Below are 18,215 nucleotides of genomic sequence, written 5' to 3'. Positions count from 1 at the left end.
GAAGCAGGACCCGCGCCCGGTAACATGGTCGACACGGCAGACGAGCCGGGCGGACGGCCGCGTGGAGTCCCCTTAGGGGGCTTCCCGAGGAACGTCCGGGCTCCACAGGGCAGGGTGATGGCTAACGGCCACCCGGGGTGACCCGCGGGACAGTGCCACAGAAAACAGACCGCCGAGGGCTTCGGCCCCCGGTAAGGGTGAAACGGTGGTGTAAGAGACCACCAGTGCCCAGGGCGACCTGGGCAGCTAGGTAAACCCCACCCGGAGCAAGGTCAAAAGGAGCCACTGTAAGAGGTGGCTCTGCGCGGACGTTCGAGGGCTGCCCGCCCGAGTCCGCGGGTAGACCGCACGAGGCCGGCGGCAACGCCGGCCCTAGATGGATGGCCGTCGCCGGGGGGTCCGCGAGGACCCCTCGGAACAGAACCCGGCGTACAGCCCGACTCGTCTGCCGCTGAACCTGAGCCGCTTGGCCGCCTGCCAGGGTGCTTTGCCGCTCCCGGTTGCGTTGCCATTCCCTCGCCCCCGAGTGCTTACCCAAACCCCACGGAAAGTCTGACGAGCTTCCCTGATCAGCGCGGTTGCTGATCTGGCGGAGAAAAGCAGGAACGGGCGCACGGAAAATTCGCCTACCCCGCACAGCCCCTGCCACCGCCCCTCGTACCGCCGGCCTGAGTCTCAGGACCGAAGGCCGCTGGTCTTCACCGCCACAACGAACGCCGCCCAACCAGCGGCCGAGAAGACCAGCGCAGGCCCTTGGGGTGCCTTGGAGTCCCGAACAGGCACACCTGCCGGGTAGCCATCTAGCACCTCCACACAACTACCGCCTTCGGGACCGCTGTAGGACGACCTACGCCAGCCTGCCAACACGGAACTGTTCGGGATGGTCTGCTCAGCCACGATGTCCGTAGTCCTCTGCTATCGCCCGCATCATGCCCAACGACTCCTTGAGTGACAGTGCATCGGTCATGGCCAGAGCGTAGACGCCTTGAAGGCGTGTGACCACGGCCGGAGAGTCGTGCACCTTGCCGACCTGGACGCCCTCCGAGTAAGCCACCGGAGGCTGGTCCTCGAACCACATCAAGGTGAGCAGGCTCTGGAGAAGCTGATACGCACCGACGTCGTAAGGCATCACGTGCACTCGCACGCGTCCGCTCTCCACGAGCCGAACCATGTGCATGATCTGGTCGGCCATGATCTCTCGGCTGCCCACGACGCGACGCAGTACAGCTTCGTCGAGCAGGGCCCAGACGATCGGACTAACCGGGTTGTCGAGGATCTTGGCACGGTCAAGGCGTGTGACAACGAGCCTGTCACATTCCGCTTCGCTCACAGGAGGGAAGGACGTGCTCAGAACTGCATGCGCGTACCTCTTGGTCTGGAGGATGCCCGGGACGAACGACGGCGCGAACTCGTGGATCACCGTTGCCTGCTGTTCGAGCAGCAGAGCCGCCTCGAAGTACTCCGCGACCGCCGCGCCTTCATCCGGCAGGAAGCTGCTCAGCACGTCACCGGTGTTCAGCGCCCTGTCCAGTCGTCGCGCGTCTTCCTTGGACGGGATGCGGCGGCCGGCCTCGATGTGCGAGATGTGCGAACGGGTCATGATCGCCTGGTCCGCCAGCTCTTGCTGTGTCAGCCCAGCCGTCTCGCGCTGAGCCTTCAACCAATCCCCATAGATGTTACTCAACGTCAACTCCCGTGTGACAGAAGCCTTGTCACCTGCTACCCCCTGGCGAGGGTAGCCCGCTCCGTCTCACTCTGTAAGCGGATCGCTACACAGCGATGTCCTTCGTGGCCCCGCTCCTCAAGCCCCGGCCACCCACACCAAGCGGAGTTCGACAACGTGCTGCCCTCCCCCACCCGCCTCTTCGAGCAACTGCTGCGACTCCTGTGGCCCCCATCCGGACGCCACCGCCAGTCCCCAACAACAGCACCGCCCCCCACACCCGCACCCTGCTCCTACTCCTCCCCGGAATTCCGCCGCCACCCCCACACCTCCCTACTCCGAGGAGAAGACAACACCCTCATCCGCCCCTACCTGGCCGCGCACAACGCCCACGCCATGCAGGTGACGGCATGATCACCCCCTCCCCCACAACCTCCCCCGCCCTCATCCCCGCCTCCGCTCCCGCCCACCACTTCAGAATCCAGCTCAGCTCCACCCGCCGAGGCGCCCGTCTCGCCCGTCTCCTCGTGGAGCAGCAACTCGAAGAGTGGGGCATCCCCCGCACCGTCCCCGTCACGCGCGCCCTCGTCGCCATCACCGCCGAACTCGCCGCGAACGCCGTCACACACGGCCGTACTCCCGGTCGGGACTTCGAGGTACGTCTCTCCCTCACTGCAACCCAAGTCCGAGTCGAGGTCAGCGACACCCGCCCGGACCGGCTGCTCCCATTGCCCGACGGCACAACCGCTGCAACATCGCCGCCGCCCGATACGGCAGCAAACGGCCGTGGCCTTCTCCTCGTCGACGCCTTCGCCACCCACTGGGGCTGCGAGCCGCGCAACAAGTTCGTCAAGACCGTCTGGGCCGAGGTCTCCCTGTGACAGACCGGGCCCACAGGGAAGGACGCCTGTGCGATAGAACAGATAGTCAGTTGCTCGGGCCAACAGGCCAGTTCACCGGACGGAGATGAGCGTGGGGCTGCCGCTGGACCTGAAGGTCATAGCCGAGGGCATGATCAAGGCGTCCATGGGAATGGTGGGCACGGTCATGGTCGGAACGCGCGATACCGCCATCGCGCTCTTCCACGAACTCGACCGGCAACATGGCATGGCCGGGGATGACGACGCGGGGCGGGCGTTCGCGAAGGTGTACAAGTCGGCGGCCTCCACCACGCTCGACAAGATGGGCTTCAGTGCCTACGTGATGGGCGAGACCGGCAAGGGGCTGATGCGCAACGCCCGCGAGTTCATGGCGCGGGACAGCCAGATCGCCTCCGCGATCCTGAACAAGCAGGTGGACCTGACCGCCGGCATGGGCGACCCCGGAGCGGACTGCACCGAGAGCTTCCTCGGGCTGGGCCAGGAGTTGCCTGAAGCCGTCGGCGACACGGCTTGGTACGACCAGTACGCCCCGGCCGGCATGAGCGATCGCTTCCGCGGCTCGCCGGAGAAGCTGCGGGACGTCGCCGTGTCCTGGCGTGCGGGCGGGAAGATGATGCTGCGTTTCCTGGAGGACGCCCAGGTGTTCGCGCACACGGCCGACAAAGCACACTCCGGGGAGGCCGCGGACGCGTTCCGCCTCTACTTCAAAGCGTTCGTCGGCTTCGCGGAGCCACCCGAACGGGCCCAGCAGGACGAGACACTGGTCGCCAACCTCGTGGCGGCGTGCAACCAGCTCGCCAAAGCCTGTGACCAGTACGCGGATCACGTCGAAGCGGCGAAGCGGAAGATCACCCAGAACGATTTGGACCCCTTCCACGTCGAGATGCCGTGGGACCAGCCGATGTTCGGCGGCAACGGCGACGACGGCGGGCTCCTCGACGCGGTACTCGGCGATCCCTGGATCCACCAGCTCGGCGACGTCGCCCATGCCCTGGACGAGTCCGAGAAGCGCGTCAAGCTCCCCCAGGGCTCTGACGATCCTCCCGGGCTTCCCGTACCGCCGCTTCTTCCCGTGCCCGTTCCGGTCCCTGTGCCGCTGGTCCTCGCCTCCTACCGCGGGCAGGCTCCGGCCATCCTTCCGGCGATCAACAGGATCGACCCCTCCATCCCCGCCCAGGACCCCATCCCTCCGGCGCCCGGCACCACCCGCCTTCTCACCTCAGGAGAGCAGCCCGGGTTCCGCACCTGGCTGAACTCGCTCAACACCGGGGGCTTCGCCGGAGGTGGTGGCCCCACCAACCCCGACAACGCCTATCAGCTACGCGTGGCCGGCTACCCGGAGCGCGAGGTACCGCTGGCCGGCCGTAAGCAGGGGCTCATGGTGGACGGGATACGTCCCGTCGACGGCTACCTCGTCGAGGCGAAGCACGTCCGCGACCCGGACTGCGCGAAGCGCAGTTTCCGCAGCATCGAGCGCGTCAACGAGACGCTCGCCAAGCCCGTGAAGGTGGATGCCAAGGGCGACCCGAAGTGGGACCCGCTGATCGACGGCATGTACCGGGGTGACGAGTCGGAGCTGCGTCGGTACAAGAGCGCGATGGCCAACCCGGCGAACTCCGAGATCCGCGGTCTTGAGATCGTGACCAACGGCAAGGACAACGCGGCCTACTGGGAGTCGATGATGGCCATGAACGGCGTCACCGGCTCCGCACGGTACGTGCCCTGAGCGTGAAGGACTTCTGTGGCAGTCGAGCACACCCTGCGGTCGAACTTCGTCTTCGCTCCGCCCGAGGAGAACCCAGCCGCCTGGCAGGCGAGTCTGGAGACGTTCGGGGACGCGCTGGCGCGGGCTTTCCCCGACGCCTTCATGGAGACGAACACTTCCAGCCTGCGCGATGTGCCTGTTCTGGACTTCGAGATCGAGGCGGAGCCGGACGTCTTCGTCACCGGGACGGCTGCCATGCCCGCCCCGGACTATGCCCACATCAGCATCATCGACGTGACCACACACGCGGCGGCCTTGTTCGCCCGGTGGCTCCGCGACTCGTACGTTCCCTCACCGGCCAGTGTGCGGTTCCTGAGCAGCTTCGTCATGGAGAACGGCGACGAGACCCCGTGGGCCCTCCCTGCTACGGGTGACGCCACGGAGATCGAGGCCGTCATGCGAAGCCACCTGGCCGCGGCCGGGGCCGAGTAGTCGGTGTGGCCCGTTGACGTGGCAGGAGATCCCAGCCTGGCTTCGACAATCATCGGCGGCCCCGGATGACAGCTTGAGTTCTGGAGGTGGTCGCAACACCAGCTCGAAGAGCTCAGCGGGCGTTCGCCAACCGAGAGTCTTGCGGGATCATCACATCAAGACCGTCTGGGTCGAGTACGCCCGGGCTTCCAGTTCGGTGAACTCCGGGCTTGCGACGAGCAGTTCGTCGACGTGCGGGGCCAGGCCGGGGGCGTCGGGTTCCAGGCTGTGCAGGGAGCGCAGGCGGCCGACGGCGGCGCGGATCCGGTCGTGCCAGTCGTCGAACAGCTTGGGCGCTTCCGGGTGGAGGAAGACGTAGCGGACCACGTTGCGCTGCTTCACCGGCCAGTCCAGTCCTGCAGCCCGGTGAACAGCCGAAGCCCGGACGGGTCGCACGAGAGGACGTCCATGGTGCGGCCCAGGACGTAGGCCGGGAAGGGCCTCAGCCGGGGGTGATCCCTTCACGGTGGGCACGCAGAAAGGTCCCCGGTTCCGTGCCGCCGACGCCGTTTCGACCGCTCACCTGCCATGTGCCGGGAACGTCGCGTCAGCCCCGGGCCCGTTCCCGCCAGTACTGAAACGTCCTGGCAGCGTCAGGCACGAGGTCCCACGGGTGGCTGGTCATGTGGCGGCCGATGCGGTGGAACACCGGCATCGCGTCCTTCGTTCGCTTCATCCGGGTCAGGGCGAACGCGAGCAGGTTGAGGTCGAGGAGGGCCTCGGCGTGCGGCGGGGTGTCCGCGTGGAACCACTTGGTCAGCGCGGCGTCCGCCTCGACGGCCGCCTGCGGTTCGTACCAGTGCCCGTCGGCGGCGAAGGAGCCGGCGGAGTCATGGGCCGTCCGGTGGGCGACGAGCTCGATGCGGGCCGCGAGGGGGAGTAGGGCCACTGGCGATCCGTGAGGTGCCTGGCTCGTGCACCGCTCCGCGAAGTCGAGCATCTGCATCAGCGTTCCGTGGCCGCGCGGGGACAGGTGGCGCAGCATCTGGTGGTAGGCGGCCCGGTTCCACGGGTCGCGGGTGACCGCCTCGGTCCACACCGGGACGGCCGCGTGCGCCGGGGATCCGCACGCGTACATCAGCCACAGCATGGCCAGCCACGGGGTGGGATCCTCCGGGACGGCCTCCGCCGCTCGCGTGCAGCCGCCCCACGCATCCCATGCATCGTCCGACCAGCCGGTCCCCTCCTTCACCTGGGCGACCCGTGCGCACGCCCGTACGACCAGGGCATCGGGGTCCCGTGGGCAGTCCTTGACCCATCGGTCCGTGACGACCGGTGGCAGGGCGCGTGCCAGCACGGAGATCCGGTGCACCCGTCGGTCCCAGTCGCGGCCCGTGGCGCGCAGCAGTTCGGCCGCGGGCATCCACAGCGGGCGGGTCGCCCCTGCCCCGAGGCCGTGCATCTGCTGCGAGGGGCGCAGCTCGGTGAGGGTCCGGCGCAGGTGGCGGTCGTCGAGCTCTGGGCCTGTGACCACGGGTGTTCGGCGTCGCAGCATGGCAGTCCCGAGGGGAAGGGGGCAGAGCTCCGTCTGCGCAAGAGTTGCCCGGGCACGCCGTGTGGTTGACAACGGATTTCCCGCGGGCTCACCGCAGAACGGCCGCGGGACGGTCCGGGCCGTGGTCGGCCCGGACCGTCCCGCCCGCAGTCGTCAGGACAGGGGCGCCGTGTCGTGCGTGCTGTTCCTCTTGGACAGCCGTTCGCGGATCAGTGCGAAGGCCACCACACCGGCGGCCGCCAGCGTGGACAGGACCACCTGGTCGCGGCCGCCACCGTCGGCCGTGTCGGTGAGCATGTAGCCCAGGACGAAGGTGATGAGGGCGATCGTCGCCCAGGTCAGGTAGGGGTAGAGCCACATCCGGACGACCAGCTTCTCCGGCGACTCCCGCTCGATGATCTTGCGCATCCGCAGCTGGGAGAAGCAGATCACCAGCCAGACGAACAGGGCGATCGCGCCGGAGGCGTTGAGCAGGAACTGGAAGACGGTGTCCGGCCACAGGTAGTTGAAGGCGACAGCGACGAAGCCGAAGACCACCGAGGCGAGGATGGCCGCGCGCGGCACACCGCGGCCCGTGGTCTGCCCGAAGGCGGCCGGGGCGTCGCTGCGCCGGCCGAGCGAGAAGGCCATGCGCGAGGCGGTGTACAGGCCCGAGTTGAGACAGGACAGCACCGAGGTCAGCACGATGGTGTTCATGATCTGCGCGGCGTGCGGGATGCCGATGGAGCTCAGGGCGGCGACGTACGAGCCGTCCTTGAGGATCGCCGGGTCGTCCCAGCGCAGCAGTGACACCACGACCAGGATCGAGCCCAGGTAGAACACCGCGATCCGCCAGATCACGCTGTTGGTGGCCTTGGTGACGGCGGCCCGCGGGTCGGCGGTCTCGCCCGCCGCCAGGGTGACGATCTCGCTGCCCATGAAGGAGAAGACGACCATCAGGACGCCGGTGAGGATCGCGCCGGGCCCGTTCGGCAGGAAGCCGCCGTGCGCGGTGAGGTTGGAGAAGCCGCTCGCCGGGTGGTCGGAGCCGGGCAGCAGCCCGAAGAGCGCGAGGCCGCCGATCACGATGAACGCGGCGATGGCGACGACCTTGATGCCGGCGAACCAGAACTCGAACTCGCCGTAGGAGCTGACCGAGGCCAGGTTGGTGGCGGTGAGCACGATCATGACGATCAGGGCCCAACCCCACTGGGGCACCGCGGGGATCCAGCCGGCCAGGATCTTGGCCCCGGCGGTCGCCTCGACGGCGAGCACCACGACCCAGAAGAACCAGTACAGCCAGCCGATGGTGAAGCCGGCCCAGCGGCCGAGCGCGCGGTCGGCGTAGGCGGAGAACGAACCGGAGGTGGGGTTGGCCGCGGCCATCTCGCCGAGCATGCGCATCACGAGGACGACGAGGACGCCGACGAGCGCGTACGAGACGAGGATTCCGGGACCGGCGGCGGCGATGCCGGAGCCGGAGCCGACGAACAGGCCGGCGCCGATGACACCGCCGATCGCGATCATCGACAGGTGGCGGTTCTTGAGTCCGGCCTGCAGGCCGCCGGACTCCGTGGGAGAGGTTTTGGGGACGGTTGTGGTCATCTCGACATCCATGGAGGGAGTGCGGACCAGGGGTGCCTGGAAAATAGTTCAGTACGATCGAAAAGAACAAGACTTGTTTAACTGTTCACCTTGCTCTATTTTTCGTGCAGCGCGGAACACTCTCTGTCGGGAGCCCTCTGTGGACCACACCGTGACCCCGCTCAGCAGGCCGTTAAGGTGGCGCCGTGGTGAATGCAGCGGGCAAGTTCGGCCCCTACAGCGGCTGGGACACGCGCGTCCTGACCGGCAGGGGCCCCACGGGAGCGGAGCTCGTCCGGTCCCGGATCGCCTTGCAGGTGCGTCTGAGGTCCGTGTCGCCGGGAGACCGGCTGCCGGACGCGGGTGTCCTCGCCGAGGAGCTCGGGATCAGTGAGATCACCGTCCGCCGCGCGCTGGAGGCCATGTGTCAGGACGGCCTGCTCGACCGCCGTCGGGGCCGGGCGGGCGGGACCTTCGTCGCGGCGGACTGGGACGCGGTCGTCGCCGTGATGCACGACGCGGACGAGGCGGATTCACTGGACGCCTTCCACCTGCTGCTCGAGTGCGGGCTCGTGGCGCACTCCGCGGACGAGGTCCCGTACGGCCGGCTCGACGGGCTGCGGGCGCTGGTGGAGGAGATGGACCTGGCCCAAGAACCGGCACAGCTGCTCGAACTGGAGACCCGCTTTCACCTCGACCTCGCGGAGACGCTCGGCGGCGCCGGGATACGCGAGTTCGCCGCCGACCTGCTCGGCCGGCAGTGCCTGCTGCGGCCCGCGCCGGGCCCCGCGGTCGTTCAGGCCCGCAACCGCTGCCACGCCGACCTGCTCGACGAACTCACCCGTGGCGCGATGGACCCGGCGGTACGAGCGGTGAAGGCACACCGGCACGCCGGCCCGAGCTGACCAGCCCCCCACATCCCCCCTCCCCCCTCCCCCCTCCCCCCGTCCTCCCCGTCCTCCCCTCCCTCCTCCTCCCGCCTCCCCCTCCCGTCCCCTCAAGGCCGCCACCTCTCAGAAGGAGCTGTCGCCATGCCTGACCCCGGACCTGCCGGACCGTCGTCGACGTCGGGCCCCGCCGGTGGCACGCCCCAGCGGCTGCGCGGCGGCGTCCTCGGCATGGCGGACATCGCAGCCGCCACGATGGCCAACGTCGGCCCGGCCATGAGCTTCTTCTTCGGCTTCGCCTTCCTGGCCACCACCGCGGGTGTCGCGTCCCCGCTGACCATCGTGGCGGCGGGGGTGGCGGTCGCGCTGTTCGGCAACACGCTGGCCGAGTTCTCCCGGGCGCACCCCTCGGCGGGCAGCTTCATCACCTTCGTGGGCAGGACCTTCGGGCCGGTCAGCGCGGTGACCACAGCTCTGCTCGCCGGACTCGGCTACATCATCGCGATGGCCTCCGTCATCGCGATCTCGGGCGGGTTCATGCAGATCACCCTGCACCACTACACCGGCGTCGACCTGCCGTGGATCATCTGGACGCTGCTGCTGACCGGGCTGTCGGTGGTGCTGATGCTGCGCGGGATCGTGGTGTCCACCAAGTGGGCCGGCTACTTCTTCGGCGTGGAGATGCTCGTGCTGGTCGTGGTCTCGGTCGCGACGATCGTCGAGCACCGCGGTGACCTCTCCGCGGCCCCGTTCCTGCCCTCCCACGTCACCCACGGCCTCAAGGGCCTCGCGGCGGGCTTCCCGCTGGCGGTGTACCTGTTCATCGGCTGGGAGAACTCGGCGGCGCTGGCCGAGGAGACGGAGAACCCGCGGCGCAACGTCGGCCGCGCCGTGTTCTCCTCCGTCGCGATCATGACGGTGAGCTACATCCTCTTCTCCTACGCCACGGTGACCGGCTTCGGCTACGACGTGCAGCGGCTCGGCGACTCCCGAATCCCCTTCATCGACGTCGCCCAGCACACGCTCGGGACGCTGGCGTTCCTCGCCTACGTCGGCGGCCTGACCTCCACCCTCGGCGTGCTGATCGCAGGCATCAACTCCCAGGCGAGGCTGGTGTTCAACGCCGGACGCGAGGGCCTGCTCCCGTCCTTCTTCGGCTATGTGCACCCCACGCGCCGTACGCCGAACAACGCGATCGTCACCTTCACCGCCACCGCGCTGCTGATCATCGCGGGGTGGGGTCTGGGGCATGTGCTCGGGGACGGCGGCCAGATGAACCCGGTGGTCTTCTTCGCCGAGTCCTCGAGTCTGGGCGCGATCCTGATCCTGCTGGTCTACCTCGCGTCCAACATCGCGCTGCCGCTGTACTACCGCAGATACCGTCCCCAGGAGTTCCGGATCGTGCGGCACCTCGTGCTGCCCGCGGTCGGCGCCCTCGCCGTCCTGATCCCCCTCTACTACCTCGCCAAGCCCGGACAGCCCGCCCCGTACAGCTGGTTCCCGTACGCGGCACTGGCCACCCTCCTCGCGGCCGTCTGCTACGCGACCCTCCTGGTCCGACGCGACCCGGGCCTGGCCGAACGCGTCGGATCGGTCGTCGCCGACGCGGAGTGAACGCGGCGGCCGGACGGGGTTTTCGCTCCGTCGGCATTCCGTGCAGCCGGCCGGCGAACCGGGCGGAGTCGGTGCGTGGCGGACCGTGCGGTCCTGCCCGACGGCAGGTCGGAGGTCATGCGGGCCGGTCCCCGGCGCTCCCCGACGACCGCTCCACCACCCGGGCAAGGTGCCCCGCGAACACCGCCTCCGGCTCCGGTGTCAGCGTGCGCAGGGCCACCAGCGCCGTGATGACGACGTCGCACAGCTCGCCCTGGACGTCCTCCCAGGTGTGGCTGGTGCCCTTGCGGGGGTTCTGGCCGGTTGCGCCGATGACCGCCTGGGCGACCTCGCCGACCTCCTCCGACAGCTTCAGCATGCGCAGCAGCAGACCCTCGCGGCCGCCGTGCGCCCGGTTGGCGTCCAGCCAGGTCCACAGGGCGTCGATGGTGGGCCAGAGGTCGGCGGGGGCGGTCGTCTTCGGTGCCGGGGTGGGCTGCGTGGCCTCGTCCTGATCGGTCATGGGGGCAGCCTGCCACCCCCCGTGATCCCTCCTCCAGGACCTACTCCTCGAACAGGGCTTCCTGTTCGCCCTCCTCGCGCCTGCGCAGCCGCTGGTTGCGCAGGCCGATGACCACCGCCGTGGCCGCCGCCGTCGCGCCGAGGGCCGCCGGGACCATCCAGCCGCGGTCGACCTTGTGGCCGAGGGCGTGGTCGAGGGAGAGACGGCCCGGGCCGGTGATGGCGAGGCCCGCGGCGGCCAGGCCCAGGGACGCCGCGTGCTCGTAGCCGCCGCTCGCCGCGAAGAAGCCGTTGGGGGCGTGCACCGCGGACGCGCCCGCCATCGCGCCGGCCGCCGCCGCGCCCGCCCCCGGGGTGGCCAGGCCCAGGGCGAGGAGCGTGCCGCCGCCCGCTTCCGCCAGGCCCGCCGCCGTGGCACTCGCCTTGCCCGGCTCGTAACCGACGGACTCCATGAACTGGCCGGTCCCTTCCAGGCCGTGTCCGCCGAACCAGCCGAACAGCTTCTGCGCGCCGTGCGCCGCCAGCACTCCGCCGGTGCCCAGCCGGAGCAGCAGCAGTCCCAGATCACGTCGGTCGTAACAGGTCACGGTGACTCCCTGAGCAAGGAAACAGTCCCCTCCGCGTTTCCACCGTCGCACCCTTCACACCCGTCCGGCCCGTCCTGGGCGCCGTTCGGGTGGCGGGGGCCGGACGGCGGTGTGAGTGTGGTCGGCATGTCGATTCAGACAGCCAAACTCAGCGATCCGGCCGTCCGCGCCTTCGTCACCGCCGTCAACGCCCGTGACGAGGAGGCCTTCCGCGGCCTTCTCACCCCCGGCGCGACCATGTCGGACGACGGCTCCGACCGTGACCTCGTCCAGTGGATCGACCGGGAGATCTTCTCCTCCCACGGCCATATGGACGTCACCAAGGAGATGGCCGGCGGCCGGGCCCTCATCGCCGACTACCGCAACGACACCTGGGGCGAGATGCGCACCAAGTGGAGTTTCACCGTCGAGGACGACGGGCGGATCTCCCGGTTCGAGACCGGGCAGGCGTAGCAGCCCCCACAGCCCCCACAGCCCCCACAGCCCCCACAGCCCCCACAGCCCCCACAGCCCCCACAGCCCCCACAGTGCTCGGGGGTGCTGCGGGGGCTGTGGGGGCCGGCAGGTTCACGAGGAGCGGGCCACCGCCTGTTCCGTCAGCGTGATCCGGCCCGCCTTGATGGTGGCCAGGCGTGGGGCGCGGCGGGCGATCGACGAGTCGTGGGTGACCATGATGAACGTCAGCCCGTACTCGTGCCACAGGCCCTCCAGCAGGCCCATGATGTCGTCGCGGGTGCCCTCGTCGAGGTTGCCGGTGGGCTCGTCGGCGAGAAGCACCTTGGGCTTCTTGACCAGCGCGCGGGCGATCGCCACGCGCTGCTGCTGGCCGCCGGAGAGCTCCGAGGGGGCGTGGGCGAGGCGCTCGCCCAGGCCCACCGAACGCAGCGCCTCCGCCGCCCGCTCACGCCGTTCCGCTGGCTTCACGCCGAGCGGGACGAGCGCCGTTTCGACGTTCTCCTGCGCGGTGAGCGTCGGGATGAGGTTGAACGACTGGAAGATGATGCCGATCTTCTCGGCGCGCATCCGGGTCAGCTTCGCCTCGCTGATGCGCGCGAGGTCGACGCCGTCCAGTTCGACGCTGCCCTCGGTCGGGCGGTCCAGGCCGCCGATCATCTGCAGCAGCGTCGACTTGCCGCCGCCCGTGGGGCCCTGGATGACGAGCTGGTCGCCGTCCGCGATCGTCAGGTCGATGCCGCGCAGCGCCTCGACCGTCTCCTTGCCGCGCGTGTAGCGCTTGGTGACGCCGGTGAGGTTGTACATGGGTGCTCCGGGTTCTGGCGTGAGTGGGTGAGGGCGGGTCAGGAGACGCTGCGCAGGGCGTCCGCCGGGCGCATCCGGGAGGCGCGCCAGCCGCCCATCGCGCCGGCGATCAGACCGCCGGCGACCGCCAGGCCCACCGCGAGCGCGATCGTGGTGACGGAGACGGGGGCCGACAGGGCGATCTCCATCGTGTTCGACGCCGACTGTCCGCCGGGGCCACCGCCACCGCCGGGACCGCCGCCCATGCCGCCACCGCCGGTGTTGCCGAGTTCCGCCGTCAGCTTCGGGCTGATCGCGGTCACCGCGTACGCGGCCGCCAGGCCCAGACCGATGCCGAGGGCGCCGCCGAGCAGACCGTTGACCATGGACTCGCCGACGACCTGCCGGGTCACCCGGCGACTCGGCCAGCCGAGCGCCTTGAGGGTGCCGAACTCACGCACCCGGCGGGACACGGCCGAGGAGGTGAGCAGCGCGGCCACCAGGAACGCGGCGGCGAGCACCGCGATCGAGAGCCACTTGCCGACGCTGGTCGCCAGGTTGGAGGCGGTGGAGAGGGAGCCGGAGACCGTCTCGGCCAGATCGGCGGAGGTGGTGACCGTCGTACCGGAGATGTTCTTCTGGATCGTCGCCTTGACGGTGTCGATCTGCTTGGAGTCGGTCGCCTTGACGTAGATCGTGGTGACCTGGTCCGCCGCGTCGGCGAGGGTCTGCGCCTGCTTCAGCGGCAGGTAGACGTCCGTGCCGGCGTCGCTGCTGTCGGGCGTCGCGATGCCGATGACCTTGTACTTCGTCCCGGAGATCGTCAGGGTCGAGCCGACCTTGTACGAGTTCTCCTTGGCGTACGACTTGCTGACGACCGCGACCTTGGCGTCGGTCTGCGCCGCGGTGAACGTCACGCCCGAGGTGATCTTCGAACTTGCCAGCGGGCCGAGGTCCTGGTCGGTGACGTCGACGCCGGCCACGGAGTACGAGTTGACGTCGAACGAGGCGCCGCCGCCCTGCACCTGGGGCGCCGCGGTGGATCCGCCGCCGCTCCCGCCGCCGGGACCGCCGCCCTGGCCGCTGTTCCCGCTGCTTCCGCTGGTCGAGCTCTGCGCCTTGCCCTGGGTGAAGGAACCGTCGACCTTGGTGACGTTCAGGGTGAGGGCGCCGACGGCCGCGGCCACGCCCTTCTGTTTCGTGACCTGCGCGACGAGCGAGGACTTCAGGGCCTGGCCCCCCTGAGTCATCACCCGGTCCGAGCTCTGCGTCGTCGAGTCGTCGTCGTCCTGGCCCTTCGCGTCGAACTCGAATCTCGGGCCACCGGAACTGGTGCCCGTGGGCGCCGTGCGGGCCTTGGTGACGGTCATGTCGGTGCCGAGGCCGTACAGCGACTGCAGGACCTTGTCCTGAGCCTGAGTCATGCCGGCCGACACCGAGTTGACGGTGATGACCAGCGCGATTCCGAGCGCCAGACCCAGTGCGATGACCAGGGCCGCCTTCTTGCGCCGGCCCAGTTCGCGCTTGAGATAGATGCCAAACATCCCGTTCCTCAGAGGTTCTTGGCGCCCGCTGTGGGCGCGGCCTCAAAGTAGGGAGGAACCTTTGAGCGGAACTGAGTAAAGGATGTGTGAGGACTGAGAATGCGGGGTGCCGGATCAGAATTCCTTGAGACAGCTGATTCCTAGGCTGCGGAGGGGGTTTTCCCAGGTGACAGGGGTTGAGTGGCGATTTCCTTTTTCACACAATCCCCTTGTACGGTCCCGCAGTGCACGCATCCTCGCGCCTGTCCCCGCGTCTGTCCCGGCGTTCCCTGCTGGCCCTCACGGCCGTCGCGCCGCTGACCGCACCGGTGACCGCCCCGCCGCTCACCGACGGCGTCCAGGTGGACGGGGGCGGCGCCCTGCCGGGGAAGCTGACCGCCCGGGCCTGGCTGCTCGCCGACCACGACAGCGGCGAGGTGCTCGCCTCCTACCGCGCCCACCTGCGGCTCGCGCCCGCCTCCACGCTGAAGATGCTGTTCGCGGACACCCTGCTGGGCAAGTTCGAGCGCACCGAGCGGTACACCGTGACCGACGCGGACCTGGCCGGCATTCCGTCAGGTTCCAGCCTCGTCGGCGTCAAGGCCGGGATCACGTACACCGTCGAGCAGTTGTGGCAGGGCGTGTTCCTGCGCTCGGGCAACGACGCCGTGCAGGTGCTCGCCCGGATGAACGGCGGGGTCGCGAAGACGGTCGCCGAGATGCAGGCGAGGGCGGCCGACCTCCAGGCACTGGACACCCAGGTCGTCAGCCCCGACGGCTACGACCACAAGGGCCAGCTGTCCTCCGCGTACGACCTCGCCCTGTTCGCCCGGCACGGCCTGAAGAACGCCGACTTCCGCGCCTACTGCGGCACACGGAACGCCCGCTTTCCGGCCGGCGGCGGCAGGACCTTTTCGATCGAGAACACCGACCGGCTGCTGTCGGGCACGTACGGGGTGACACCGTATCCGGGGCTGATCGGCGTGAAGAACGGCTACACAAGCAACGCCGGAAACACGTTCACCGGCGCCGCGACCCGCGCCGGCCGCACCCTCGTCGTCACCGTGCTGCATCCCCGCAGCGGCCACAACGCCGTCTACGAGGAGACGGCCGCGCTGCTCGACTGGGGCTTCGGGCAAGGGAGTTCGGCACGCGCGGTGGGGACGCTGCCCGAGGCGTTGAGCGAGGGCGGGACGAGGGTGTCGTCCTCCGGCGAGTCGCCGCACGCAGGGGCGCAGGCCTCGTCGGCCGACGGCGGCCGAGGCGGCCCGGGCGGCTGGGGTGTGCTCGGCGGCGCCGGGGGAGTGGTGGCGCTGGTGGCGGGCGGGGCGTACGCGCTGCGCAGGCGTCGCGCCCGTGCCACCCGTCGCGCCCAGGAGCTGCCACCTGCGGAGACATCCGCGGAGACATCCGCGGAGGCTTCCTCGGAGTGATGGTGCGGCAGCCGTCCCACGTCCCCGGTGCGTACCTCGCGGTCCCAGCGAGGCCCACCCCCACGCGGCATCGTGGGACGGCTGCCCTTCCCCCCTCGGTATGGCTTACGGTCGCACCTTGCGGAACTTTCGTGCCTCAAGTGTGAAGTTCTCGTGTAGGAGAGTTGAGCATATTTCCGCTACCGGCCGCAATGGGGCGGATGGTCAAATTCCGCTTGTGCAGGTTGAGAAGGTGACGGGAGCTGACGGCCCGTGGGGCGGCGTGGAGCGGGCTCTCAGCCCCGGCCCACATACGGCATCGCCGTCGCCAGTACCGTCGCGAACTGCACGTTCGCCTCCAGCGGCAGCTCCGCCATGTGCCGCACCGTGCGCGCCACATCGGCGACGTCCATCACCGGTTCCGGCGCGATCTCCCCGCCGGCCTGCAACGCGCCCGTCTGCATCCGCGCCGTCATGTCGGTCGCCGCGTTGCCGATGTCGATCTGGCCGACCGCGATGCCGTACGCCCGACCGTCGAGCGACAGGGACTTCGTCAGCCCGGTGAGGGCGTGCTTGGTCGCCGTGTAGGGCGCCGAGTGCGGGCGGGGCGTGTGCGCCGAGACGGAGCCGTTGTTGATGATGCGCCCGCCGTGGGGGCACCTCCCGCTCGAGCGAAGCCGAGAGTGGGGGAGGGTTCTGCTCCTTCAGCTGCCGGTAGGCGCCCTGCGCGCACAGGAACGCCCCGTTGAGGTTGGTGTCCACCACGTGCCGCCAGGCGTCGAGGGGGAGGTCCTCGAAGGGCACCCCGCCCGGCCCGAAGGTGCCCGCGTTGTTGAACAGCAGGTCCAGTCGCCCGAACCGCTCGCGCACGGCGGCGAAGAGGGCCGTCACGTCGTCGGGGCGTGAGACGCCCGTCCGTACGGCGAGACTCGTGCCCTCGGGCACCAGAGCCGCCGTCGTCTCCAGGGCCTCGACGCGTCGGCCCGCCAGCGCCACCGACCAGCCCGCGCGCAGCAGTTCCACGGCCACCGCCCGCCCGATGCCGGAACCGGCGCCCGTGACGACCGCGATCTTTCCCTCGGAGGCGGCTCGTTCGGCTCGTTGAGTGGTTTGCTTGGCGTTCATGGGGCCGCAGCGTAAGGGAGGGGATGTCGGTCAGGGTTCGGCATGCGAGCTCGCTCGTCAGGCGCGCGCGTCGCGTCAAGCCCACCACCGCAAGGTAGGTGGGAATCTCACGGCTTCAGCCGGGAGAGCACTCCAATGGGAGAACCAGCCGCTGTCTGTGCCTGGGTGTGGGTGTGGGTGCATGCCGCCCCCCCCAGATACCTTCCGGGCAACGGCTCAGCCAAGCCGTCCAACTGGGCCACCGACATGGCCGGCCCCCACCTGCGCTTCTGCAACGGCCTGCGCGGCTACGCGACCGTCACCTCGGCCGCGACCTCGCCCGCGCCGACTTCAAGGCCGTCCCCTACGTCACCCGGCAGGGTGCCCCGCTCACCACGGCGGCGTCCTTCGTCACGGGGGTCGGCGAGCAGGGACTCGAGCCGGCCTGACTCAAGCGACCGGCGGCCAGGGGTCGCCCCAGTCCGCGTCCCGGGCCGCCCGGTACAACTCCCCGTGTTTCTTCGTCACCGTCGTACGGCTCAGCCGCTCCTCGGTCTCGCACAGGTCGAGGAGCACCTGGCCCTTGCGGATCTGCGGCCGCCGGACCACCCGGGCGGGGGCGGGGGACACGGGGAAGCGGGCGGCCGCGACGTAGCTGAACTTCTCGTCCTCGTAGGGCAGCGAGCCGCCCTTGACCTGCCGGTGCAGGGAGGAGCGGCTGACCCGCGCCGAGAAGTGGCACCAGTCCGTGCCGGGCACGATCGGGCAGGCCGCGCTGTGCGGACAGGGCGCGGCGACGCGGAAACCCGCGGTGATCAGCTGGTCGCGGGCCTCGATCACCCGGGCGTAGCCGTCCGGCGTGCCCGGCTCGACGATCACCACGGCCTGCGCGGCCGACGCGGCGGCGTCCACGAGGGCGGCCCGGTCGGGCGCGGCCAGCTCGTTGAGGACGTACGAGACGGTGACGAGATCGGTGGGGTCCAGGGTGAGGGCCGAGCCGATGCGGGCGCGCTGCCAGCGGGCGCCGACGAGTGCGGGGTGGGCGGCGGCGATCTCCCGGCCGAGGGCCAGGGCCGGCTCGGCCCAGTCCAGGACCGTCACCGGGCGCTCGCCCTCCCACGTCGCGCTCACCGCCCAGGTCGCCGCGCCCGTGCCGCCGCCGACGTCCACATGGCTGCCCGGCATCCACTCCGGTACGGCGTCCGCGAACGCCTCCAGCGCCGACCGAACCGCCTCGAAGGTCGCCGGCATCCGGTACGCGGCGTAGGCGGCCACGTCCGCGCGGTCGCGCAGGATGGGCGCGTCGGTCGGGGTCGCGCCCCGGTAGCTGGCGATGAGCCGGTCGACGGCCAGAGCGGCCTGCTTGGGCGGGAGCCCGTCGAGCAGGTCCGTCAGGGTGCCGCGGAGGGTCTCGGAAACGGATGCGGAGACGTTCACGCACCGATTTTCTCAGGCCGCGCGCACTGCCCTCACCGCACACGTCGCTGCCCTCACCTCAATGCCCTCACCT

General features: G+C 69.9%; 17 protein-coding genes, 1 other RNA gene and 2 pseudogenes. 9 read left to right on the top strand and 11 right to left on the bottom strand.

Features of this window, described 5'->3' with window-relative positions; genetic code table 11:
• The first annotated feature begins 41 nt into the window (after positions 1 to 41).
• Positions 42 to 448: RNase P RNA component class A (gene rnpB, locus OG289_RS15760), an RNA gene on the top strand.
• A 227-nt stretch (positions 449 to 675) separates the two neighbouring features.
• On the opposite strand, the gene OG289_RS15755 is transcribed toward rnpB, so the two are convergent.
• Positions 676 to 897: a DUF397 domain-containing protein gene (locus OG289_RS15755; protein WP_327314648.1), complete on the bottom strand. Its 222-nt coding sequence runs from the start codon at positions 895 to 897 to the stop codon at positions 676 to 678.
• Positions 890 to 1,684 carry a helix-turn-helix domain-containing protein gene (locus tag OG289_RS15750; RefSeq protein ID WP_327314647.1) on the bottom strand — a complete coding sequence of 265 codons (795 nt, stop codon included), beginning with the start codon at positions 1,682 to 1,684 and terminating at the stop codon, positions 890 to 892. The genes OG289_RS15755 and OG289_RS15750 overlap by 8 nt, the downstream gene beginning before the upstream one ends.
• 389 nt (positions 1,685 to 2,073) lie before the next feature.
• Between OG289_RS15750 and OG289_RS15745 the strand changes: the two genes are divergently transcribed.
• From OG289_RS15745 to OG289_RS15735, 3 genes are all read left to right on the top strand, one after another.
• On the top strand, positions 2,074 to 2,544 hold the full coding sequence (locus tag OG289_RS15745; protein WP_327314646.1) for an ATP-binding protein: 471 nt from the start codon (positions 2,074 to 2,076) through the stop codon (positions 2,542 to 2,544).
• Between the two features lie 85 nt (positions 2,545 to 2,629).
• Positions 2,630 to 4,270: a restriction endonuclease fold toxin-2 domain-containing protein gene (locus tag OG289_RS15740; RefSeq protein WP_327314645.1), complete on the top strand. Its 1,641-nt coding sequence runs from the start codon at positions 2,630 to 2,632 to the stop codon at positions 4,268 to 4,270.
• Between the two features lie 15 nt (positions 4,271 to 4,285).
• Positions 4,286 to 4,741 (top strand): hypothetical protein, encoded by a 456-nt coding sequence (locus tag OG289_RS15735; protein WP_327314644.1) that lies wholly within the window; start codon positions 4,286 to 4,288, stop codon positions 4,739 to 4,741.
• Positions 4,742 to 4,891: 150 nt separating this feature from the next.
• On the opposite strand, the gene OG289_RS15730 is transcribed toward OG289_RS15735, so the two are convergent.
• The 3 genes from OG289_RS15730 to OG289_RS15720 all read right to left on the bottom strand — a co-directional run bounded on the left by OG289_RS15730 (position 4,892) and on the right by OG289_RS15720 (position 7,859).
• On the bottom strand, positions 4,892 to 5,122 hold the full coding sequence (locus tag OG289_RS15730; RefSeq protein ID WP_327314643.1) for an MmyB family transcriptional regulator: 231 nt from the start codon (positions 5,120 to 5,122) through the stop codon (positions 4,892 to 4,894).
• A gap of 205 nt (positions 5,123 to 5,327) precedes the next feature.
• The gene (locus tag OG289_RS15725) at positions 5,328 to 6,254 is read right to left on the bottom strand and encodes a hypothetical protein (protein ID WP_327314642.1); all 927 of its coding nucleotides are present in this window, start codon (positions 6,252 to 6,254) and stop codon (positions 5,328 to 5,330) included.
• A gap of 174 nt (positions 6,255 to 6,428) precedes the next feature.
• Positions 6,429 to 7,859 carry an amino acid permease gene (locus OG289_RS15720; protein WP_327314641.1) on the bottom strand — a complete coding sequence of 477 codons (1,431 nt, stop codon included), beginning with the start codon at positions 7,857 to 7,859 and terminating at the stop codon, positions 6,429 to 6,431.
• 185 nt (positions 7,860 to 8,044) lie between these two features.
• Here OG289_RS15720 and OG289_RS15715 point away from each other — a divergent pair, with 185 nt between their 5' ends.
• The gene (locus OG289_RS15715) at positions 8,045 to 8,743 is read left to right on the top strand and encodes a FadR/GntR family transcriptional regulator (RefSeq protein WP_442818901.1); all 699 of its coding nucleotides are present in this window, start codon (positions 8,045 to 8,047) and stop codon (positions 8,741 to 8,743) included.
• 126 nt (positions 8,744 to 8,869) lie between these two features.
• Positions 8,870 to 10,339 (top strand): APC family permease, encoded by a 1,470-nt coding sequence (locus tag OG289_RS15710; RefSeq protein WP_327314640.1) that lies wholly within the window; start codon positions 8,870 to 8,872, stop codon positions 10,337 to 10,339.
• A 115-nt stretch (positions 10,340 to 10,454) separates the two neighbouring features.
• Here OG289_RS15710 and OG289_RS15705 read toward each other — a convergent pair whose 3' ends face one another.
• On the bottom strand, positions 10,455 to 10,841 hold the full coding sequence (locus OG289_RS15705) for a MazG-like family protein (RefSeq protein ID WP_327314639.1): 387 nt from the start codon (positions 10,839 to 10,841) through the stop codon (positions 10,455 to 10,457).
• A 40-nt stretch (positions 10,842 to 10,881) separates the two neighbouring features.
• Positions 10,882 to 11,427, bottom strand: a complete 546-nt coding sequence (locus OG289_RS15700) for a DoxX family membrane protein (RefSeq protein WP_327314638.1) — start codon at positions 11,425 to 11,427, stop codon at positions 10,882 to 10,884.
• A gap of 126 nt (positions 11,428 to 11,553) precedes the next feature.
• Here OG289_RS15700 and OG289_RS15695 point away from each other — a divergent pair, with 126 nt between their 5' ends.
• Positions 11,554 to 11,880, top strand: a complete 327-nt coding sequence (locus OG289_RS15695) for a nuclear transport factor 2 family protein (protein ID WP_327314637.1) — start codon at positions 11,554 to 11,556, stop codon at positions 11,878 to 11,880.
• A gap of 114 nt (positions 11,881 to 11,994) precedes the next feature.
• Here OG289_RS15695 and OG289_RS15690 read toward each other — a convergent pair whose 3' ends face one another.
• Both OG289_RS15690 and OG289_RS15685 read right to left on the bottom strand, forming a co-directional pair.
• Positions 11,995 to 12,687 carry an ABC transporter ATP-binding protein gene (locus OG289_RS15690; RefSeq protein ID WP_327314636.1) on the bottom strand — a complete coding sequence of 231 codons (693 nt, stop codon included), beginning with the start codon at positions 12,685 to 12,687 and terminating at the stop codon, positions 11,995 to 11,997.
• A gap of 38 nt (positions 12,688 to 12,725) precedes the next feature.
• Entirely contained in the window at positions 12,726 to 14,210 is a 1,485-nt protein-coding gene (locus OG289_RS15685) for an ABC transporter permease (protein ID WP_327314635.1), read from the bottom strand.
• A gap of 224 nt (positions 14,211 to 14,434) precedes the next feature.
• Between OG289_RS15685 and OG289_RS15680 the strand changes: the two genes are divergently transcribed.
• A complete protein-coding gene (locus tag OG289_RS15680) occupies positions 14,435 to 15,622 on the top strand; it encodes a D-alanyl-D-alanine carboxypeptidase family protein (RefSeq protein ID WP_327314634.1) in 1,188 nt (395 codons plus the stop codon).
• A 275-nt stretch (positions 15,623 to 15,897) separates the two neighbouring features.
• On the opposite strand, the pseudogene OG289_RS15675 reads toward OG289_RS15680, so the two are convergent.
• Positions 15,898 to 16,726, bottom strand: a pseudogene (locus tag OG289_RS15675) (SDR family oxidoreductase).
• A gap of 207 nt (positions 16,727 to 16,933) precedes the next feature.
• On the opposite strand from OG289_RS15675, the pseudogene OG289_RS15670 reads away from it, so the two are divergent.
• Positions 16,934 to 17,154: pseudogene (locus tag OG289_RS15670) on the top strand (alkaline phosphatase D family protein); the annotation flags it as partial.
• Between the two features lies 1 nt (position 17,155).
• On the opposite strand, the gene OG289_RS15665 reads toward OG289_RS15670, so the two are convergent.
• Positions 17,156 to 18,142 (bottom strand): small ribosomal subunit Rsm22 family protein, encoded by a 987-nt coding sequence (locus tag OG289_RS15665; RefSeq protein ID WP_327314633.1) that lies wholly within the window; start codon positions 18,140 to 18,142, stop codon positions 17,156 to 17,158.
• Between the last annotated feature and the right edge of the window lie 73 nt (positions 18,143 to 18,215).

Source organism: Streptomyces sp. NBC_01235, assembly GCF_035989285.1.
In the GTDB taxonomy this organism is placed as follows: domain Bacteria; phylum Actinomycetota; class Actinomycetes; order Streptomycetales; family Streptomycetaceae; genus Streptomyces.
The sequence above is the reverse complement of the archived record's forward strand: the minus strand, read 5'-3'. Positions and strand labels throughout refer to the sequence as shown.

Coding starts and splice junctions, on each gene's coding strand:
- OG289_RS15745 (WP_327314646.1), top strand. CDS start 2,074: ATGATCACCCCCTCCCCCACAACCTCCCCCGCCCTCATCCCCGCCTCC.
- OG289_RS15695 (WP_327314637.1), top strand. CDS start 11,554: ATGTCGATTCAGACAGCCAAACTCAGCGATCCGGCCGTCCGCGCCTTC.
- OG289_RS15690 (WP_327314636.1), bottom strand. CDS start 12,687: ATGTACAACCTCACCGGCGTCACCAAGCGCTACACGCGCGGCAAGGAG.
- OG289_RS15685 (WP_327314635.1), bottom strand. CDS start 14,210: ATGTTTGGCATCTATCTCAAGCGCGAACTGGGCCGGCGCAAGAAGGCG.
- OG289_RS15740 (WP_327314645.1), top strand. CDS start 2,630: ATGAGCGTGGGGCTGCCGCTGGACCTGAAGGTCATAGCCGAGGGCATG.
- OG289_RS15710 (WP_327314640.1), top strand. CDS start 8,870: ATGCCTGACCCCGGACCTGCCGGACCGTCGTCGACGTCGGGCCCCGCC.
- OG289_RS15705 (WP_327314639.1), bottom strand. CDS start 10,841: ATGACCGATCAGGACGAGGCCACGCAGCCCACCCCGGCACCGAAGACG.
- OG289_RS15720 (WP_327314641.1), bottom strand. CDS start 7,859: ATGACCACAACCGTCCCCAAAACCTCTCCCACGGAGTCCGGCGGCCTG.